Raw genomic sequence first — 18,340 nt, 5'->3', positions numbered from 1 at the left:
ACTTATTTTCTGTACTGAGTATTGCTGAATGGGCGAAGTTATTAAACAAAGTGTCACGGTGTCTGATGATCAGGCGGGTCGTCGATTTGATCAGATAGCTGCGGCCTGTTTTCCGGATTTTTCCAGAGCCCGGCTTCAGGATTGGATTCGAGAGGGTTTCCTGTTAGTGGATGGCGCACCCCGTAAACCCAAAGAGAAACTCTATGGTGGGGAATTGCTTTCACTGTCAGTAGAAGTTCAAAGTGAAGCCCGGTGGGAGGCCGAAAATATCCCACTTGATATTGTTTATGAAGATGACGATATCATCGTGATCAACAAGCCTGCAGGTCTGGTTGTTCATCCTGCAGTTGGCAATTACACGGGCACACTGTTGAACGCTCTGCTTTATCATTATCCGGATAATGCCGCCTTGCCCAGAGCGGGAATTGTGCACCGGCTGGATAAGGATACCACTGGGCTGATGGTGGTAGCTCGATCTCTGGCCGCTCAGACTGATCTGGTTGCACAGCTGCAGGATCGTACTGTTCATCGTGAATACGAAGCCGTTGTGCGTGGTGTTATGACCGGGGGTGGTTTAGTTGATGCACCTATTGGAAGGCATCCGCAGAATCGACTGAAAATGGCGGTTGTTCGTGGTGGCAAGCCTTCAATTACTCACTATCGGGTGCTAAAGCGTTTTGCTGCTCATACTCATATCCGGCTCCAGTTGGAAACAGGAAGAACCCATCAGATTCGTGTACATATGAGTCACCAGCGCTTTCCACTGGTGGGGGATGACCTGTACGGTGGTGGACTGAAGCTGCCTAAGTCATGCCCGGCTGAGCTGGAAAAAGTTCTGAGAGCGTTCAGGCGTCAGGCGCTTCATGCCCGTCAGTTAGGTCTTATTCACCCGATTACTGGTGAATATATGGAGTGGGAAGTCCCTTTAGTGGAAGACTTTCAGATGCTGCTGGATAGTCTGGCTGATAATGAACCCGTTGAGAAAAAGAGTACGGGAGATCAGCAGTGAGTGATGAGCGTTACCTTTGGGCTGACTGGCCTGCGCCGGATTGTGTCAAAGCGTTAGTCACCACCCGAAATGGTGGACTGAGTGAAGCTGGATTTTCCAGCTTCAACCTGGGGCTCTATTCTGGTGACGATCAGGAAAAAGTGCAGGCAAACCGGCAGCTTCTCCAACAAGGTCTTAACCTTGCAACACCCCCGTTGTGGTTGAAGCAGGTGCACGGCGTTGAAGTTGCTGATGCTGGTACTGATCATCAGGAAGTGGCGGCGGATGCTTCCATTTCCCATGAGTCAGGAGCCGCTTGTGCTGTTTTAACTGCGGACTGTTTGCCGGTTTTGTTCTGTAACCTTGATGGAACTGTAGTAGCTGCAGCCCACGCTGGCTGGAAAGGTCTGGCCGCAGGGGTTCTTGAAGCTACGATTAAGTCAATGTGCGTGCCTCCGGAAACGGTGATGGCATGGCTGGGGCCTGCAATAAGCCAACGTAATTTTGAAATTGGGCCAGAAGTGAGAGACCAGTTCTTGACAGATGATACAGGTTGTTCTGAAGCATTTATTTCCGGCCATGGTGATCGCTGGTTTGCCGACCTCTACTCCCTTGCGTGCAGGCGTCTTAACAGGTTTGGCGTTAACCGTATCTACGGTGGTGAATTTTGCTCATATGATCAGCCTGAACTCTTCTATTCTTACCGGCGTGATGGAAAAGCGTCGGGAAGGATGGCATCGTTAATCTGGTTGGAAGTCTGAATTCCTGTTCAGGCGAGGTTTAATAGAGGGGCAGAGTAGTCGCCATTCTCGCTGTTAAAGGGCGCCTGTTATTTAATCAGGGGCTGGTGGTTGTGCTGCACCTTCATTAATCTTGCTCTCAAGACGGTCAATATTTATACCGCTTAAACGATTAATCAGTTGATTGGCTTGTTCATAGTGACCCTGCTTCCAGAGCACTTGCAGCTCTAGCAATTGCTCTTCTGTTAATTCCACGACCACATACATCGTATGGCTGTAGAGGTTTTCCTTATCGCTGTTTTCAAGACCGTGAGTGCTCACACCTCTCAGTGGATAAGGGACTTTCAAGCTGCCATTTCTGCCATGACGGGTCGCCAGCTCTTCAAAGTTAAACAGTATCTCATCAGGAACGTAGCTCTCACGATCCACAATATTGGCAGGGATCAGCATTAATTGCGTGTGAGCAAGTTCATTAACATGGGGAATGGAGATGAACCCGCCGGGTTTAGCCACTGTGGTAAAATACTGGATACACGCTTTTTGCCTATGATCGGGTAACTGATGCAAGCCTAAAGAGGCTGACACCAGGTCAAACTTACTCCATTCACTTGCCGGTGGTTCCAAGGGTAGATTCAGATCTTCGATGCGCACATCTTCAATAAGTCCATCAGCCGCTTTAGTTTTTTCATCAAAAAGTTCTTTTAAATTACTGCCATCCACATCCGATAAGGTCAGCGCCGCTTTTATTCCTTGCTTCTGAAGATTGGTTACTGTTTTAGCAACAGCACTGAATTTTGGTCCTGTGCACAGATCATAAATACAGATGGGTGTGTCATCATGGTGATTGGCTGTTAACGCGTTAGTGGTTGCCTGAGACACGAATGTCATGAGTTCTGCTAATCCCTGGCGAAAGACGTTTAGACGTTGGGTAAAGTGTGGGCACGACGCACCGGCTGTTTGGTTTCCATGATAATTGAATGCCTGATTTTCCATGCCTTTTAATCTCTTATGCATCAGGTATTTGCCATCTCCCCCAAACCCATTCCAGTGAAGGTGTTGTGCTATTCCCTGGAAACCAGCATTTTTTGGTTCGTAGTGGATAGATATCAGTGATTTCGCAAGTTGTTCGCATACCGGTTTTTCTACATAAAATGCTTTTGCGGCCTGCCAGTATGACTGTGGTGGTTTTTCAGAGCCGAAAACTTTGGTGATGACATCAATTGCTTTTTCAGATGCCTCTGAAGCATGACGCAGCTGATTGAAAAATGACGGTTCTTTACGAATGGTAGCTTCCATGTCTTCAATGTTTAGATGTTGGAATTCTTCTGCCAGTTCACACTGGTCACGGAGATAAATGGCAAATTGCAGTGTTATCTCTACTGCGATCAGGAAGCGTTCCAGGCCCAGTAAAAATTCAAACCCTAATTTTTGCTCCTCTGTTAGCTCGGAGCTCTCATGCACCTGGCAATAGAAATCGAATTGCTCTTTAGCGAATTCTTCTGTTTTTGTTGCCAGGGGCATGTTTGATATTGTGCGATGGTAATTGTGAAACTGATGTACCCACGTTGATAAAGTGCTGTCTTCGGGCGTATCAACATGGTCCAGAATGGTTAATGCTTCACGAACAAACTGCTCTTGTTGATCGAGTAACTGTTGAGCCTGGTCAGATGTTTCAATCGATTTTCCCTGCTGACTCCTAAGCCAACTAAGTGGGCTTTCTTGTCTAACTTGTGCAGGCGTTGAAGTAGTGGCCTCACGATCACGACCAGTCATTCTCAGCTGGTGGCTGGAGATATTAGATACTTCTGTGTCTCTGCTTAGTACCGATGTATTAGGGGTGTTTCGAAAATGCAGAGGCTTCGTTGCCACAGAGGCTTCGGTTTCAGGTGCGCTCTGGAGGATATTTACCTTTGTTGAGTGAGGACTTACCAGTGGAATGGTTCCATCTGTTCTGTTGTTGTCATCAGGGCTGAATGGGGCTGTTTCAACTGTCGTATTACTGCTAATCATAAGCCTGAACTGAGTTCTTAATAACTTATGGAGTAGCAGAGATGAGCAAAGTTCAATGTTGATGCGAGGTTTGAAAAATAAGACAGATTTAATTGTCTGGGGCCATATTGTTTACCGGATGCTGGTGGAGGGGAGCGGTCAGTTTGGGTCTGTGCAAGGAGGTAATACTTCAGGAAAAAGGCGTGAATGGCGATTATGAGGCAAGATTTTTTCGTCTTGAAATATGGATGCCTGCCACAATATAAAAAGACATAGCACCGTTATTCGAAGAGGCTTCTTATGAGAATGGATCGACTGACCAGCAAGCTCCAGTCAGCCTTGGCTGACGCTCAGTCTCTGGCCATTGGCAAAGATAACAGTCAGATAGACCCTGTCCATCTGTTGCTCGCTCTTATTGATCAGAAAGGGGGATCCGTTAAGCCGCTGCTTATGCAGGTAGGTTTTGATGTGGATGCTCTGCGCAGTGAGCTTAATAATATGCTGGAGCAGCTACCCCAGGTGACATCGCCTACGGGTGATATCCAGACCTCCCAAGCGCTTTATCGCATGCTTAACCTGACCGACAAAAAAGCACAGCAGGCAGGTGATCAGTTTATTTCCAGTGAAACGATGCTTCTGGTGATGATGGAAGACAGTGGCCCTCTTGGTAAACTGCTGAGCAGCCAAGGCGTGAGCCAGAAAGCACTGGAAAATGCCATTAAAAATATTCGTGGCGGCGCCTCTATTAACGATCCAAATGCGGAAGATAATCGAAACTCCCTCAGTAAATACACCATTGATCTTACTGAGCGGGCAGAAGAGGGAAAGCTGGACCCAGTAATTGGTCGTGATGATGAAATCCGGCGCACAATACAGGTATTGCAGCGCAGAACGAAGAATAATCCCGTCATTATTGGTGAGCCGGGTGTCGGTAAAACCGCCATTGTTGAAGGCTTGGCTCAGCGAATTGTTAATGGCGAAGTGCCAGAAGGGTTGAAGGGAAAAAGAGTTCTGTCGTTAGATATGGGCGCATTGATTGCCGGTGCCAAATTCCGTGGTGAGTTCGAAGAGCGGTTAAAAGCGGTTTTGAATGATCTTGCCAAGCAGGAGGGGCAGATCATCTTATTTATTGATGAGATACATACCATGGTCGGGGCCGGTAAGGCTGATGGTGCCATGGATGCAGGGAATATGCTCAAGCCAGCGCTGGCTAGAGGTGAACTGCATTGTGTCGGTGCAACGACACTGGATGAGTATCGACAATACATTGAGAAAGATGCCGCCCTGGAGCGTCGCTTCCAGAAGGTGATGGTTGATGAGCCTACCGAAGAGGACGCGATCGCTATTTTGCGTGGCTTGAAGGAGCGCTATGAGGCTCATCACGGTGTTGATATTACCGATCCGGCAATTATTGCCGCTGTTAAGCTGTCCCAGCGCTATATCACCGACCGGCAATTACCGGATAAGGCCATTGACCTGATTGATGAGTCGGCCAGCCGTATTCGTATGGAAATGGATTCCAAGCCAGAAGCCATGGATCGTCTGGAGCGCCGTCTGATTCAGTTGAAGATTGAGCAGGAAGCGCTTAAGAAAGAGGATGATGATGCCTCCAAAGAGCGTCTGACCAAGTTAAAAGAACAGGTTGGAGAGCTGGAGCGTGAGTATTCAGACATGGAAGATGTCTGGAAAGCTGAAAAAGCTCAGTTACAGGGTGGCCAGAAACTCCGCGAGGAAAAAGAAAAGCTGTTAATTGAGTTGGAAGCGGCCAGGCGGGCAGGCGATCTGACCAAAATGTCAGAAATTCAGTATGGCACCCTGCCAGAACTCGATAAGCAACTGGCTCAGGCGGATGTTCTTGACACTGGTGAACATCAGCTACTGAGAAATCGGGTAACCGAGGAAGAAATCGCCGAGGTGGTTTCCAAATGGACAGGCATTCCTGTTGCCAAGATGCTGGAAGGGGAAAAAGAAAAACTGCTCCGCATGGAAGATTCGCTTCATAAGCGAGTGGTTGGTCAGGATGAAGCTGTGGTCGCGGTTTCCAATGCAGTGCGGCGCTCCCGGGCAGGACTGGCCGATCCGAACCGACCCAATGGCTCTTTTATGTTTCTTGGCCCTACCGGGGTTGGTAAGACAGAGCTTTGTAAAGCGCTGGCCGAGTTTCTGTTTGATACGGAGGATGCCATCATCCGTATTGATATGTCTGAGTTTATGGAGAAACACTCTGTTTCCCGATTGCTTGGTGCGCCCCCGGGCTATGTAGGTTATGAGGAAGGTGGTTATCTGACCGAAGCCGTGCGTCGGAAGCCTTACTCCCTGGTATTGCTGGATGAAGTCGAGAAGGCTCACCCGGATGTCTTTAATATTCTTTTGCAGGTATTGGAAGATGGTCGTTTGACGGATGGTCAGGGAAGGACTGTTGATTTTAAAAATACGGTTATTGTCATGACGTCCAACCTGGGCTCTGACCTGATTCAAACTTTCCAGAACAAAGAGACCGGTGAAACCAATTTTGAGGAACTTAAAAACACCTTGATTGAGGTGGTAGGCAATCACTTCCGGCCTGAGTTTGTAAACCGTATTGATGAAGTTGTCGTATTTCATCCTCTGGGAGAGAGTCAGATCAAGTCAATTGCCAGAATCCAGCTGGCAAATCTGGACCGCCGGTTGGCCGACAATAATCTCAAGTTAGAGCTCTCGGAAGAAGCCATGGATCAGCTGGCGGAAGTGGGTTTTGATCCGGTTTATGGTGCCCGGCCTCTTAAGCGGGCTATCCAGCGGAGTATTGAAAATCCACTGGCAGAAGCTATTCTTTCTGGCCGATTTAAGCCAGGCGACACTATCAACATCGTTCTTAAGGATGGTCAACTTGATTTTGCCTGACTGATACGCTGTAAAGCCTTTATTTTCAATAGAAGATAAAGGCTTTTGTAAATTCTTCTTAGCTGTTAAAACTACTGATTGAACGATTTTTCTCCAGCATTTAGGTTAGCGGGTATCTTTTCCAGGGAAGAGACAGGATGCCTGCTTTTTGAGCGATACAGGGTACTCTTCCTCCGACGTATAAAGTCCGAATAGTGATGTAGGTTGAGGTGTTGAATGTATCCAGTGGTTGTATCCGATCTTGATGGAACCCTTCTTAATAAACAGCATGAGTTGTCGCCAAGAACTCGCGATGTTATTTGCCGCCTTAGCGAAAAAGGGATCAAATTTATTTTTGCTACAGGCCGTCACTATCAGGATGTTGAACAAATAAGAGCGCAGCTGGGTGTAGATATGTATCTGATCACCAGTAATGGTGCCAGAGTTCATAATCCACAAGGTGAAATGATTATTCAGCATGATATAACCCCTGAGTTGGTGCATCCATTATTAGCCCTTAGGAAACCTTTTGAAGATAAGGTTCATACCAACGTTTACAAAGGTGAGCAGTGGATGGTTGAGGTTGAGCATGAAGACCTCCATGCTTTCAGTAAGGAGAGCGGATTTACCTATCACCTGGCCGATTTTGATTCTGTTGACACCAGTGCCATCCAGAAGGTCTTTTTTGTTGCAGAGTCGCATGCTGACTTATTGCCACTGTCTGACCAGGCTCGTGAACTTTATGGTGATCAACTCTATATGACTTACTCTCTGCCTGAGTGCTTTGAAATTATGGCTCCAGGCGTGTGTAAAGGAACCGCGTTGGAAGAAGTGTTGAAGCTTAAGGGGTATGGGCTTCAGGATGCTATTGCTTTTGGCGATGGTATGAATGATGTTGAAATGCTTTCAATGGTCGGTAATGGGGTTGTGATGGGGAATGCTGACCCTGCACTGGTAAATAGTTTGCTCGGTTATGAGCGGATAGGTCACTGTGATGACCATGCGGTTGCTGAGTATCTTGCGCGTTTGTATTCGCTTTGACCATTGATGGAGTTACCAGTTTTTCGACAGGTGACTCCATAAATACCCCATTTTCTATTATTGTCTGATACGTCATTTACAAAAACGTGCTGATAACTGTTTTTGTGAACACCCCCTAGGGCACAGCTATACCTTCGTTGTGGCATTTTGAAAGGCCGCGGGCCTATCTGTAATGCCCCTCCTCGTCAGAGGGACGCCCTGATATGCTGAACACGCAAGAAACGTCAACAGGCTCTAATTTACTCTATTGGCTTTTAATGAATGAGTGCATCCGACAACGACGATGGCTGCGCCAAAAGCCTGTATCGTTGAGATCGTCTCCCCAAGCGTAATGTAGGCAATAATAGCTGTCGATAGCGGTGCCATTATCTGAAGCATATTGAAGGTGATGACACCGCTTTTTCTGATAATGTAAAACGCCATTAGCATGCCTACCAGCATTCCGAACATCCCAGCCATGATCAGGAAAATAATTAAACTGTCCGGTGTTGTTGATAGCTCCTGGATTTTTCCAGTGGCCGTGGCGATAAAAAGATAAATCAGACCGGCAATGGTTGCGGTTGCAGCGCTGATAACAACAGGGTGAAGATCTTTTGCAAGATTTTTCACCAGTAAATTTTGCATGGCAGCAATGGTAATTGCCAGTACCCAGAAAGCAGAACCTAAAACGAAGTTCTCACTATGACCTGTAGTGTCCGCATTAAAAATAAAAAGGAAAGAGCCGGCTATGGATAAAAGACAGCCAATAATAAACCTTGGGTTGGCGGCTTTCTTTCTCTCATCGGCGAAAAATATTGAAGCCATAATCGTTGCTACAGGCATCCCGAGTATAGAAAAAATGCTACCAGTTAATGCTGTTGTCAGCTGCATGCCATTCATAAAAAAATACATATTGACCGTCATCAGGACGCCGATCAGAAGTAGTTTGACGATCATCACAGGCTCGGCGAGTAGTTTACTCACCTCGTTTCTGTACTTGGCTATAACCATGATCAGGAACAGGATTCCCCCGGCCAGGAAACGAATGGCATTATTGTTTACCGTGTCGAAATGAATACTTGCGTATCTCATGATTGGAAAGCAACTACCAAGTAAAACGACATAGGAAGCGTACAGAAAGGTATTATTATCTTCTTTCTGAACTCCTGATATGAGAGAGGCGTCCACTGTTTTCTCCTTATGAAAGCTGACTTATAGCATGAGGAGTTTTTTGGTGTAAGTAATTTTCTTGTTATTTTATATGATGAAAATTATTTTCATATCTTGGTACACGACTCATTTGATTGATGAGCTCAAAATGATTTTCTTGCAAGACGATTGATCGATAAAAGTGCATTTCGTAACCACCCAAAAAATACGATTAACCCATCGTGTTATTGAGTGATGATTCGTGTAAGAGCAGAAAATCTCTGGATTCTGTAGATTGAAAGGTATTTTTGTTTTGAGTGCAAAGAATGGATAACGAAAGACTATTTTCCCCAAAGAGCTATCATTTGTGGTGATGATATAAATGATACTTGAAATGTTATTCAGTGCTGGTCAGGGCATTGTGATGGGTAATGCAGGCCATGCGGTGGCTGAGTATTTTACGAGATTGTATGCACTGTAAAATTTGAATCAATCGTCTCTGGCTATTCAGCCACCACCAGTCGGTGCTGGAGGTGGTGGCTGAATAGCCAGAATTTCCTTTAGAAGTAACTCGGTGTGTGCAGAAGGAGTTAACTCATCCTTTCTGCAGGCTAAGGTTATAAATTGCAGGTCTTTTTCACTCGGTAGTAGTACGTCAACCAGACAGCGCATTAGCAGGTTGTAACTGCTTACAATGTCCGCTTGATAAGGTGTGTAGTCATTAAGGCCGCCGTATATAGACATAAATGCTATGGCATTTTTATGAAATCGGGACTGGCGGGTTTTTAGTAACTGTCTAATTTGTTCTTTTAATGGGGTGTTTTTAATGGACTCAGCCCATTCCATAAAGAGCAACCTGGTGTCATCGGCTCCTGCGCTTGGGCCCTTTCCTTGTTCAAAAGCATCGCGATTAACTTGGGTTCTAAATGAATTCTTGCGCTTAACCATTTGGTTCAAATCACCGCGAATAATGGCTAAAACCATGTTGCCAATTCTTCGATCAATTTTGCTCGACTTTGCTTTTGGCGGTAATACTACGGCTTGTTCTAAGTGATTGATTTTTCGATTTCGAATGCTCTTAAATACTTTTGAGAGAGAAAAGAGACGTTTAATACCCTTAACAAACTGCTTGCGAGAAGCAATATGGATAACTCTTTTTCCCTTTAGTTTTCCTGTTCTGTAGTGCCTCTTTTTAATTCTATGAGAGTGAGGGTGAGTAGCTTTAAGCGGTGTGTATCTTCTTTTTGGGGGAATTCTGCTGCTTGCTACCATGATATATCTCCCTGCTTTCATATTTTGCTTAATCGGCAGTACAGTCTATTAATTCACTCCAGCATCTTTCTGGTGGAGCAGATAATAACCAGCCTGATTCTCATATTTTGGGTTAAGCCTAAGTTGTTTCTACTATAAAAATGGAATTGTTCGTTAACTAATGGCTTTATGGGATGATTACATTTTACTTCCTTACTGGACCTGAATTAACTCATTGGATACGAGGTTAATTATGTGTGTTGCAGTTTATTCCATTGATAAGTCCACCCTGTTGGGGCGTACTTTGATGCATTCACCGGTCGGCGAACTCGAGCTATCAGCATCTGTGGACGGCATTGTCTCGGTTCTGTTGGTGAAAAAAAACAAGGCAGAGAGTGAACTGCTCGATGTCACTGAAGATATTGGCACTCTTGCTCAAGAGTCCATCCGTAAGCATCTTGATCAGGCGCAAAAGGAGCTGGATGAATACTTTCGTGGAGAGCTGACCCATTTTAATGTTGCTTTGGATCTTAGTGGTACGGACTTTCAACAGCAGGTATGGAGAGCGTTACAGCGAATTGAGTACGGGGAAAGCTGCTCTTATCAGGATATTGCTGAAGGTATCAGCAGGCCTAAAGCGGTTAGGGCAGTGGGAGCGGCTAATGGGGCTAACCCTGTCGCGATTATTGTACCCTGTCACCGGGTGATCGGGAAAAATGGCAAACTGACCGGCTATGCCTATGGGGTGGAGATGAAGCAGTACCTGCTGGATCTTGAGCAGGGGAATGGAAGGAGCGGGTTATAATTGTCACGTTCCTACGTAGAAAGTAGTCGTCTAGGTCTGGTTTAATTCTTTTTTTGAAACCACAAAGGACACAAAGAGCACAAAGTATTCTTTTCAAAAGCTTCGTGTTCTTTGTGCCCTTCGTGGTTCAAATGCTTGTGCGACTTTTGCTAAAGCCTCAGAGCATGGGAACGGGGGGTGCTGTATAGGTATAAGCACTTTTCAGGATTAGAGCCAGCCACCCAGGTCTTTCCAGCGGTTCACAATGGTACAGAACAGCTCAGCCGTTTTTTCCGTATCGTATCGGGCTGAGTGAGCTTCTGACTTATCAAAGTCAATATCTGCTTCAGAACAGGCTTTCGCGAGTACGGTTTGTCCATAAGCAAGCCCGGCCAGGGTTGCTGTATCAAAGCAGGAAAACGGATGAAAAGGGTTGCGTTTGACATCGCAGCGTTCAGCTGCAGCCATCACAAAGCTCAGATCAAAAGCCGCATTATGCCCAACAAGTACCGCTCTGTTGCATCCCTGGTTTTTAACGGACTTGCGAACCGAGCGAAAAATTTTGTTGATAGCATCTTCTTCTGGTGATGCAATCCGTAACGGGTGAAAGGGGTCGATACCGATAAAATCGATGGCGGCCTGTTCGATATTGGCGCCTTCGAATGGCTTGATATGGTATGACTCCGTATGACCAGGATGGATAAAACCGCTTTCATCCATCTCTATTACAGTGGCAGCAATTTCAAGAAGTGCATCAGTAGCGGCATTAAAGCCGCCGGTTTCCACGTCGATCACGACGGGCAGAAAGCCCCGAAATCGGCTGGCCATGGAGTGGCTGTCATCGGCCCTCAAAGGCGTCTCCTCTATCTTTACTATGGAAATACCGCTTTCATGTGTTGCAGCCATTTTCATGGTTCAGGAAAAGCGGTATTTCCTTTCGCTCATGGCTGTGTTTTGAGACGCCAGGTGATGGTTTCACCGGCTCTCAGAGGTTTTACCCGGTTATCACCGAATGCAATGGATTCAGGCATTGTCCAGTCTTCTTTCACCAGGGTGATGGTGTCCTGGTTTCTGGGCAGGCCATAAAAATCAGGGCCGTTGAAACTGGCAAAGGCTTCCAGTTTATCCAGCGCGCCCATATTTTCAAACGCTTCGGCATAAAGCTCAATCGCTGCCGGTGCGGTATAGCAACCTGCACAGCCGCAAGATGATTCTTTTGCACCCACGGCGTGTGGTGCAGAGTCAGTGCCCAGGAAGAAACGACGATTGCCGCTTACAGCAGCGTCAAGCAGCGCCTGCTGGTGCAGGTTTCTCTTTAGAATCGGCAGGCAATAATAATGGGGTTTGATGCCGCCAACCAACATGTGGTTGCGATTATACAGCAAATGGTGGGCTGTAATGGTAGCCCCCAGATTTTCTCCACCTTCACTGACAAACTGAGCCGCATCGGCAGTGGTGATGTGCTCCATAATAATTTTCAGCGTTGGGTAGCGTTCTACGAGCTTGACCAGATGACGGTCAATGAATACTTTCTCACGGTCGAAGATATCAATGTTAGCATCCGTAACCTCACCATGCACCAGTAAAGGCAGGCCGCACTCAGCCATTGCCTCCAGGGCGTCATGGATATTCTCAAGATCGGTCACACCCGAATCTGAGTTGGTGGTTGCTCCTGCTGGATAAAGTTTAAGAGCAGTGACATCACCACGGTTATGGGCAGTGAGAATGGTTTCACGGGTTGTTTTATCCGTCAGATACAGCGTCATCAAAGGTTGAAAGCCTGAGCTTTCGGGTATCTGTTCTGCAATACGAGCCTTGTACTGACTCGCCAGTCCGGCATCCGTTACTGGAGGTACCAGGTTGGGCATAATGATGGCCCGACCAAAGCTTCTGGCACTTGATGCGATGGTTTCATTTAGAACATTGCCATCACGAAGGTGAAGGTGCCAGTCATCTGGGCGGGTAATGGTCAGTATTTGGCTCATTTTGGAAGATACCTGTTCCGGTTATATGATCGAACCGGATGGGCATCCTAGCGAAAAAAAGCAAATTTTGATAGTGGGTGCCTGATAAAACATGCATAAAACGGGTAGGTATAATCCGTGCTTCCGGATTATTGGTGTTATGATTCACACGCTTTATTACTCGTACCCTTATGTTTGGTGTCGTTAATGCCCAAGGCGCCTTGGCGAAAGTCATTAAATGAATTATTATTCACAAAATAAGAATATTTACCACTATCCTGTTGCAATGTGTAGTTGGAGTTGAGCGATGAAAAAGATTAAAAAAGTAGTCCTGGCCTATTCCGGAGGCCTCGACACCTCAGTGATTGCGAAGTGGCTGGAAGATACCTACGAATGTGAAGTTGTGACCTTTACGGCTGACCTGGGTCAGGGGGAAGAGGTAGAGCCAGCAAGGGCTAAGGCGGAAGCACTGGGTATTAAGGAGATCTACATTGATGATCTGCGCGAAGAGTTTGTCCGTGATTTTGTCTTTCCCATGTTTCGAGCAAATACCATTTATGAAGGTGAGTACCTGCTGGGCACATCCATTGCCAGGCCTCTTATTTCCAAGCGTTTGATTGAAATTGCCAATGAAACCGGTGCTGATGCCATTTCTCACGGTGCGACCGGGAAAGGAAATGACCAGGTGCGCTTTGAGCTGGGGGCTTATGCGCTGAAACCTGGCGTTCAGGTGATTGCTCCCTGGCGTGAGTGGGATCTTAACTCACGGGAAAAGCTGCTGGCCTACTGTGATGAGCACGGTATTGAGGTAGAGCGCAAGAAAGGAAAGTCGCCTTACTCTATGGACGCTAACCTGCTCCATATTTCCTATGAAGGCGGTATTCTGGAAGATCCGTGGGCTGAGGCTGAGGAGGATATGTGGCGCTGGTCCGTATCACCAGAAGCGGCCCCCGACGTGGCGACCTACCTGAACCTGACCTATCGGAAGGGTGACATTGTTGCCATCGATGGTGAGGATATGTCACCGGCTCAGGTGCTTACTTATCTGAACAACGTTGGTGGGGAAAATGGTATTGGTCGTCTGGATATTGTTGAGAACCGTTATGTGGGCATGAAATCCCGGGGCTGTTATGAGACCCCTGGAGGCACCATTATGCTGAGAGCTCATCGCGCCATTGAATCCATTACGCTGGATAGAGAGGTGGCGCACCTGAAAGATGAGTTGATGCCAAAGTACGCCAAGCTGATTTATAACGGTTACTGGTGGTCACCTGAGCGGGAAATGCTCCAGAAGATGATTGATGAAAGCCAGGAGCCAGTGAACGGTGAAGTACGTCTGAAACTTTATAAGGGCAATGTTACCGTGGTTGGCAGACGTTCTGAAGATTCACTGTTCGATGAGAGTATCGCTACCTTTGAAGACGATGCCGGTGCCTATAATCAGGCGGATGCCGAAGGCTTTATTAAATTGAATGCCCTGCGTCTCAGAATAGCTGCAAACAAAGGAAGAAAATTAGACTGAAAACGGAAGGCCTGCATTTCCAAATGTAGGCCACACATTAAGTGATCAAGCTACAGTCTAAATTTTTAAATGCTTTAAGGGCCTGTTGATGTTTATTCGCTGAGTACGCGACGAAACGTTAACACTCGTAGTACAGGTACCGTAAATTTTTTGGAATACCGTCTAGTCCTTTGACTACTCTTAGCCCCTTGTTTGAGGATTAAGAGTAGTATTTGCATGTTGGTGAAAGGTTTGGGCTTGGCTGTCTGTGGCTCTTGGGAGCAGGGTTTAAAAGAAAACAATCAAGAGAAAAACTCAATAAAACAATTAAGGAATGTGTCTTCAGAGCCAGACCTTCGTGGTGGATACAAAAGCATTGAAACGTTAAGTAAGAGAGCTTGCTCTTTACCTGCTCTTTCTGCTTCTAAAACGACCTCTTTTGATAAAGAGGCTGCTCATTTTTCTTCATTCTTTCTGGGGGCTGAGGTTGTACCTCCTAGAACAGAACCTGTGAAACAGGAAGGCTGGGATAAATTACCCCTATCGATTGATGCCTCTAGAGGTAAGCCTTCACCGCTTGAAGACCTGCGTTTTACGGAGTTGCTAAGATACCGTGACGGGGAAAATAATAGACATATTTTTTGGGGCAAACTGGAAAGCTGTTCTGCTGAAGAGATGCATGGAGTCAACGCACTTCGTTGTGACAACAATGGCAAGTACGAGTTTCGAGCAGGCTTTTATTACGATGATGTTGATAGTACACCCATTCATGAAAAGCTCGGCGTTCGTAGAAAGAGCGATCAGTTATACGTTGGTGAAATTGGCCGGTTTACGTTAGCGTACAACGCCCTTGCTCCTGGTATCAGGCGTTTACAGGCATTCAATATCAGCTTTCACTATGTTCCATCTCTTACATGGGTTTCACCCGCAAAGTAGAATGCCTGACGTACCATTCAATAAAAGGGGACTATCTCTACTCATCTCAGGCCTTGGCTTTATCCTGCCTCCTACATCTACCCGGTCGCTCGATGATTCTTTATGCCTGACTGATAAGGTGATGGAAAAAAGCCCGAAAAACTGGGGCCGACCTTTGATGATGCATCACCAAGGTTGGGGCTGGACTACTTATCAATGCACGATGAAAGATCTGACTCCAGTTTCGTACCCGGCATCAGGCAGAGGTTTAATCATTAGACGTCAGAAAAATCAGGGGCAGGTTTCTCCCGGTGCTGGCGGCATATGGCAAGATGAGCAACAGTATTCACCACCCTGAAAGCTGACACACTTCGTACACCACGCGAGTAAAATCCATAAAGCGGCACAGCCACCACTGCAGTCGCAGCAAACGGCTTTCATCGGTCTTGGCCCTCCGAGCGCGGTAGACAACGAATCCTCGGTTGGCTGATGCCAGGTTCTGAAGAGAATGGAAGTATTCTCAAGTACTGGCGGGATATTCACCGGACGATTCAGTGTCAGCAGTAAATTACCGTTCTCGTAGTCGACCGCATTCACATCCAGTGGTTTCATGATGATGGAATCATTGTCAAACCGCCGGATGCTGATATCGATAACCAAAGGCGATTTCTGGATTCCCTTGTTCATCAGTCCAGCCAGCTCCGACAAATCATTCAGGCTGAAATCTTTCAGTTGCTGCAAATGCTCTGGCTTCATGTCGTCTAACCAGGCTGCCTGTGGAGCAACCACAGTCAGTTTTTTATCCTGATCGTAACTCACCTGATCCGTCGCTAAAAAGAAACCACGTCCCTCAAGCGTGACTGAAATATTACCGGCACTTAAACCGCTGGCGCACTGACTGTTGGCAGGGGCTGTCTGGACCCATTGGGATAATAGACAAAACAGCGTTAACACCAAGACTCTGTCGTTGAAGATTTGTTTAACCATCTAACCAACCTCTTCTATAAGAGAGAAGGATAAAGGCTAGTATCAAAACTCTGGTTTTGCCTCTATGGGGGGAAAGCTTCCCAGGTTTGGTGAGGGAGGGTAGGGGACAATTTTTTATTAGTGTAGGATGAAAAATCTGCCCCTTTTTTGCGGGGGCTTAGAGCATATGGATTAATTATCAGGCTTATCTGATTCAGGGATGATAATAACTTCGATATTATGTTGATCGCATAGGGCTTGCATCTCTGAGTCAGGGGATCCACAAATGGCTACGGATTTTATAGATTTTGGCTGGAAGCGTTCCATGATTTTTGCAGAAAAATAAGCCTGTCCCATCAAATGCATACCCAGGGTATTTTTTTTTGTCTGAACAACGATGATATCTTTATTTTGAAAATCATATTGCTCGCCAGCTTGTCTTCCCTTTTCTATGCCTAAAACAATGATTCCATCAATAGCTCTTTTGTGAACCTGGATTGCTTTATCGGGTTTTATTGCGTGGAATTCTTCTATTAAATAACCACCTACTGAATGCCAGTATTGCCTTGTCCTCCATGTTTCGTACTTGCTCATAAAAATCCATTTTTTGTTGATGTTATGTTTCTTAGAGTTTTAAAAACTTAGAAAATTATTAAAAGTCAGTTAATAACTTGTTTGGCTAGTGTATTTCAAAAAATATAAAAATCCCTATTTTAGTCAGATTTTGGTGTTCACTAAAACGGCGGAAGTACAGAAATCGTCTGAGGAAGGTTCTTAGAAATATGCTGAAAGAACTCCTATAAAGAAAAAACTTACCACAAAGGCACGAAGCCACAGAGGAAAAGATTTTTTATTTCCTCTGTGGCTTCGTGCCTTTGTGGTGAAAATAGGAAGTCATTCAGGGAATTATATATTCCCTTTATAAAAATCCTTCTGAGCTGTAGAGACTTTTTCCAAGTACCGTCTGCTTTCCCCTCGTGGGTGTCGCTGTGTCAGCGCCCAATACACCTGGTTGGGTTTTAGACCATTGATTTTCTGTATGGCGCGCTCTCGGTTGCGGTCAAAGGTGGCAAATACATTACCGGCGCCCCCGTTATAGGCGGAGATAATCGTATATTTCCGTGACAATGGGTCTCTGATGTTCTTCAGGTAGTGATTTTCCAGCAGAGACAGATATGCCGTTCCGGTATCGATATTGTTATGGGGCTGAAAGAGCCAGTTTTTGCTGGGTTGACCAGGCTTATTTTTCACCTTGTCGAAAACATCGCGACCCGCTGTTCTTGGAATGATTTGCATCAGTCCATAGGCATTCGATGAACTGACTGCATAGGGGTTGAAGCTGCTTTCAGTTCGAATTACCGCATAGATCAAGCTCTCTTCTACTCCGTATATTCGAGCGTGCTTTCGAACCAAGCTGGCATATTGGTACTGTCGTTGAGACAGGTGATCATCCACCAGGTTAAAATTCACGGCATAGGCAAGGCCTTTGGGGGTACTGTGTGTTGTCAGCTGATTCTGAATCAGGTAGTCGGCATACCTCAGGGCGCGCCACTCCCATCGAATGGGCTGGTTCTCATGGTCGAGAACCTGATGATAGAGCATGGGCTCTTCACCAACAGGGACATCTTTATCGCTGAACAGGTCAACCTGATCTGGCGCATAAGGTGTTAGCAATATGGCGGCTATTGCCTTTCTCAGGTCTGAGCGGTCTACGGTTTCCACGTGGACTTTGCCGGATTCAAAGTCCACGAAAACCCGGGTGCGGTAGTGATTGGTGTATTTCACATACTCTTTACTGCTGGCTTTTTTCTCATCACCCCAGGTCACTCTGGCCTCTTTGATTAAGATGCGAACCAGTGCTTCAAAGGCGATAACATCCTTTTCCAGATCGATGCCAACGGAAATAACATCACCAGCAGGTCTGAGTTCTTTCAGAGCCGCTTTGGTAACGTAGTTGGCCGCATAGCTGGTCGCCTGCTCAGTCGAGCAGCTGGTGATCAGCGGTGATGATAACGCAGTCAGTAAGATGAGGTTGCGAAGACGTGGCATCGTGGCATCCATGTCGTTTATTAGTTCTGTGAATCCTTATACCCGTCGCCTTTCAAGCTGCTACTTTGTCGGCTGCATTCGTTCACCATGGTCACATAGTATTTCTATGCTCCCATGGCTTCGCTCATTTGCCGCCGCGCAGCAACTTGAAATCCATAGGGT

Annotated in this window: 15 protein-coding genes; 7 read left to right on the top strand and 8 right to left on the bottom strand. The window is 46.3% G+C overall.

The genetic code is table 11. From position 1 onward, the window contains the following. The first annotated feature begins 28 nt into the window (after positions 1 to 28). Together rluD and pgeF are read left to right on the top strand one after the other, a co-directional pair. The gene (gene rluD / locus GV64_RS17810) at positions 29 to 1,009 is read left to right on the top strand and encodes a 23S rRNA pseudouridine(1911/1915/1917) synthase RluD (RefSeq protein WP_020584840.1); all 981 of its coding nucleotides are present in this window, start codon (positions 29 to 31) and stop codon (positions 1,007 to 1,009) included. After that, positions 1,006 to 1,749, top strand: coding sequence for a peptidoglycan editing factor PgeF (gene pgeF, locus GV64_RS17805; RefSeq protein WP_020584839.1), 744 nt, complete (start codon positions 1,006 to 1,008; stop codon positions 1,747 to 1,749). Before rluD ends, pgeF begins: the two co-directional genes overlap by 4 nt. 72 nt (positions 1,750 to 1,821) lie before the next feature. Here the strand turns inward: pgeF and GV64_RS17800 are convergent, their stop codons facing one another. Continuing rightward, complete coding sequence (locus GV64_RS17800) at positions 1,822 to 3,738, bottom strand: class I SAM-dependent methyltransferase (RefSeq protein WP_020584838.1); 1,917 nt, start codon at positions 3,736 to 3,738, stop codon at positions 1,822 to 1,824. A 279-nt stretch (positions 3,739 to 4,017) separates the two neighbouring features. Here GV64_RS17800 and clpB point away from each other — a divergent pair, with 279 nt between their 5' ends. Then, entirely contained in the window at positions 4,018 to 6,600 is a 2,583-nt protein-coding gene (gene clpB, locus GV64_RS17795) for an ATP-dependent chaperone ClpB (RefSeq protein ID WP_020584837.1), read from the top strand. A gap of 216 nt (positions 6,601 to 6,816) precedes the next feature. Next, positions 6,817 to 7,620: a Cof-type HAD-IIB family hydrolase gene (locus tag GV64_RS17790; RefSeq protein ID WP_020584836.1), complete on the top strand. Its 804-nt coding sequence runs from the start codon at positions 6,817 to 6,819 to the stop codon at positions 7,618 to 7,620. Between the two features lie 234 nt (positions 7,621 to 7,854). Here the strand turns inward: GV64_RS17790 and GV64_RS17785 are convergent, their stop codons facing one another. Then, positions 7,855 to 8,787 carry a DMT family transporter gene (locus GV64_RS17785; RefSeq protein WP_020584835.1) on the bottom strand — a complete coding sequence of 311 codons (933 nt, stop codon included), beginning with the start codon at positions 8,785 to 8,787 and terminating at the stop codon, positions 7,855 to 7,857. A 468-nt stretch (positions 8,788 to 9,255) separates the two neighbouring features. After that, entirely contained in the window at positions 9,256 to 10,020 is a 765-nt protein-coding gene (locus GV64_RS17780; RefSeq protein ID WP_020584833.1) for a hypothetical protein, read from the bottom strand. 214 nt (positions 10,021 to 10,234) lie between these two features. On the opposite strand from GV64_RS17780, the gene GV64_RS17775 reads away from it, so the two are divergent. Continuing rightward, positions 10,235 to 10,804 (top strand): methylated-DNA--[protein]-cysteine S-methyltransferase, encoded by a 570-nt coding sequence (locus tag GV64_RS17775; RefSeq protein ID WP_330218055.1) that lies wholly within the window; start codon positions 10,235 to 10,237, stop codon positions 10,802 to 10,804. Positions 10,805 to 11,011: 207 nt separating this feature from the next. Here the strand turns inward: GV64_RS17775 and rnt are convergent, their stop codons facing one another. Both rnt and pyrC read right to left on the bottom strand, forming a co-directional pair. Further along, positions 11,012 to 11,611, bottom strand: a complete 600-nt coding sequence (gene rnt / locus GV64_RS17770; protein WP_201772561.1) for a ribonuclease T — start codon at positions 11,609 to 11,611, stop codon at positions 11,012 to 11,014. Between the two features lie 113 nt (positions 11,612 to 11,724). Then, positions 11,725 to 12,768 (bottom strand): dihydroorotase, encoded by a 1,044-nt coding sequence (pyrC, locus tag GV64_RS17765; RefSeq protein WP_020584830.1) that lies wholly within the window; start codon positions 12,766 to 12,768, stop codon positions 11,725 to 11,727. 286 nt (positions 12,769 to 13,054) lie between these two features. On the opposite strand from pyrC, the gene GV64_RS17760 reads away from it, so the two are divergent. Both GV64_RS17760 and GV64_RS17755 read left to right on the top strand, forming a co-directional pair. After that, positions 13,055 to 14,269 carry an argininosuccinate synthase gene (locus GV64_RS17760; RefSeq protein WP_020584829.1) on the top strand — a complete coding sequence of 405 codons (1,215 nt, stop codon included), beginning with the start codon at positions 13,055 to 13,057 and terminating at the stop codon, positions 14,267 to 14,269. A gap of 216 nt (positions 14,270 to 14,485) precedes the next feature. After that, positions 14,486 to 15,184, top strand: a complete 699-nt coding sequence (locus tag GV64_RS17755) for a hypothetical protein (RefSeq protein WP_020584828.1) — start codon at positions 14,486 to 14,488, stop codon at positions 15,182 to 15,184. A 270-nt stretch (positions 15,185 to 15,454) separates the two neighbouring features. On the opposite strand, the gene GV64_RS17750 is transcribed toward GV64_RS17755, so the two are convergent. From GV64_RS17750 to mltC, 3 genes are all read right to left on the bottom strand, one after another. Next, entirely contained in the window at positions 15,455 to 16,150 is a 696-nt protein-coding gene (locus GV64_RS17750; protein ID WP_020584827.1) for a hypothetical protein, read from the bottom strand. A 171-nt stretch (positions 16,151 to 16,321) separates the two neighbouring features. Then, the gene (locus tag GV64_RS17745) at positions 16,322 to 16,723 is read right to left on the bottom strand and encodes a hypothetical protein (protein ID WP_020584826.1); all 402 of its coding nucleotides are present in this window, start codon (positions 16,721 to 16,723) and stop codon (positions 16,322 to 16,324) included. 312 nt (positions 16,724 to 17,035) lie between these two features. Continuing rightward, on the bottom strand, positions 17,036 to 18,178 hold the full coding sequence (gene mltC / locus GV64_RS17740) for a membrane-bound lytic murein transglycosylase MltC (protein ID WP_033403694.1): 1,143 nt from the start codon (positions 18,176 to 18,178) through the stop codon (positions 17,036 to 17,038). Positions 18,179 to 18,340 lie beyond the last annotated feature (162 nt).

The organism is Endozoicomonas elysicola, from assembly GCF_000710775.1.
In the GTDB taxonomy this organism is placed as follows: Bacteria; Pseudomonadota; Gammaproteobacteria; order Pseudomonadales; family Endozoicomonadaceae; genus Endozoicomonas; species Endozoicomonas elysicola.
Note: the sequence above shows the minus strand (reverse complement) of the source record. Positions and strands in the feature narration are given on the sequence as shown.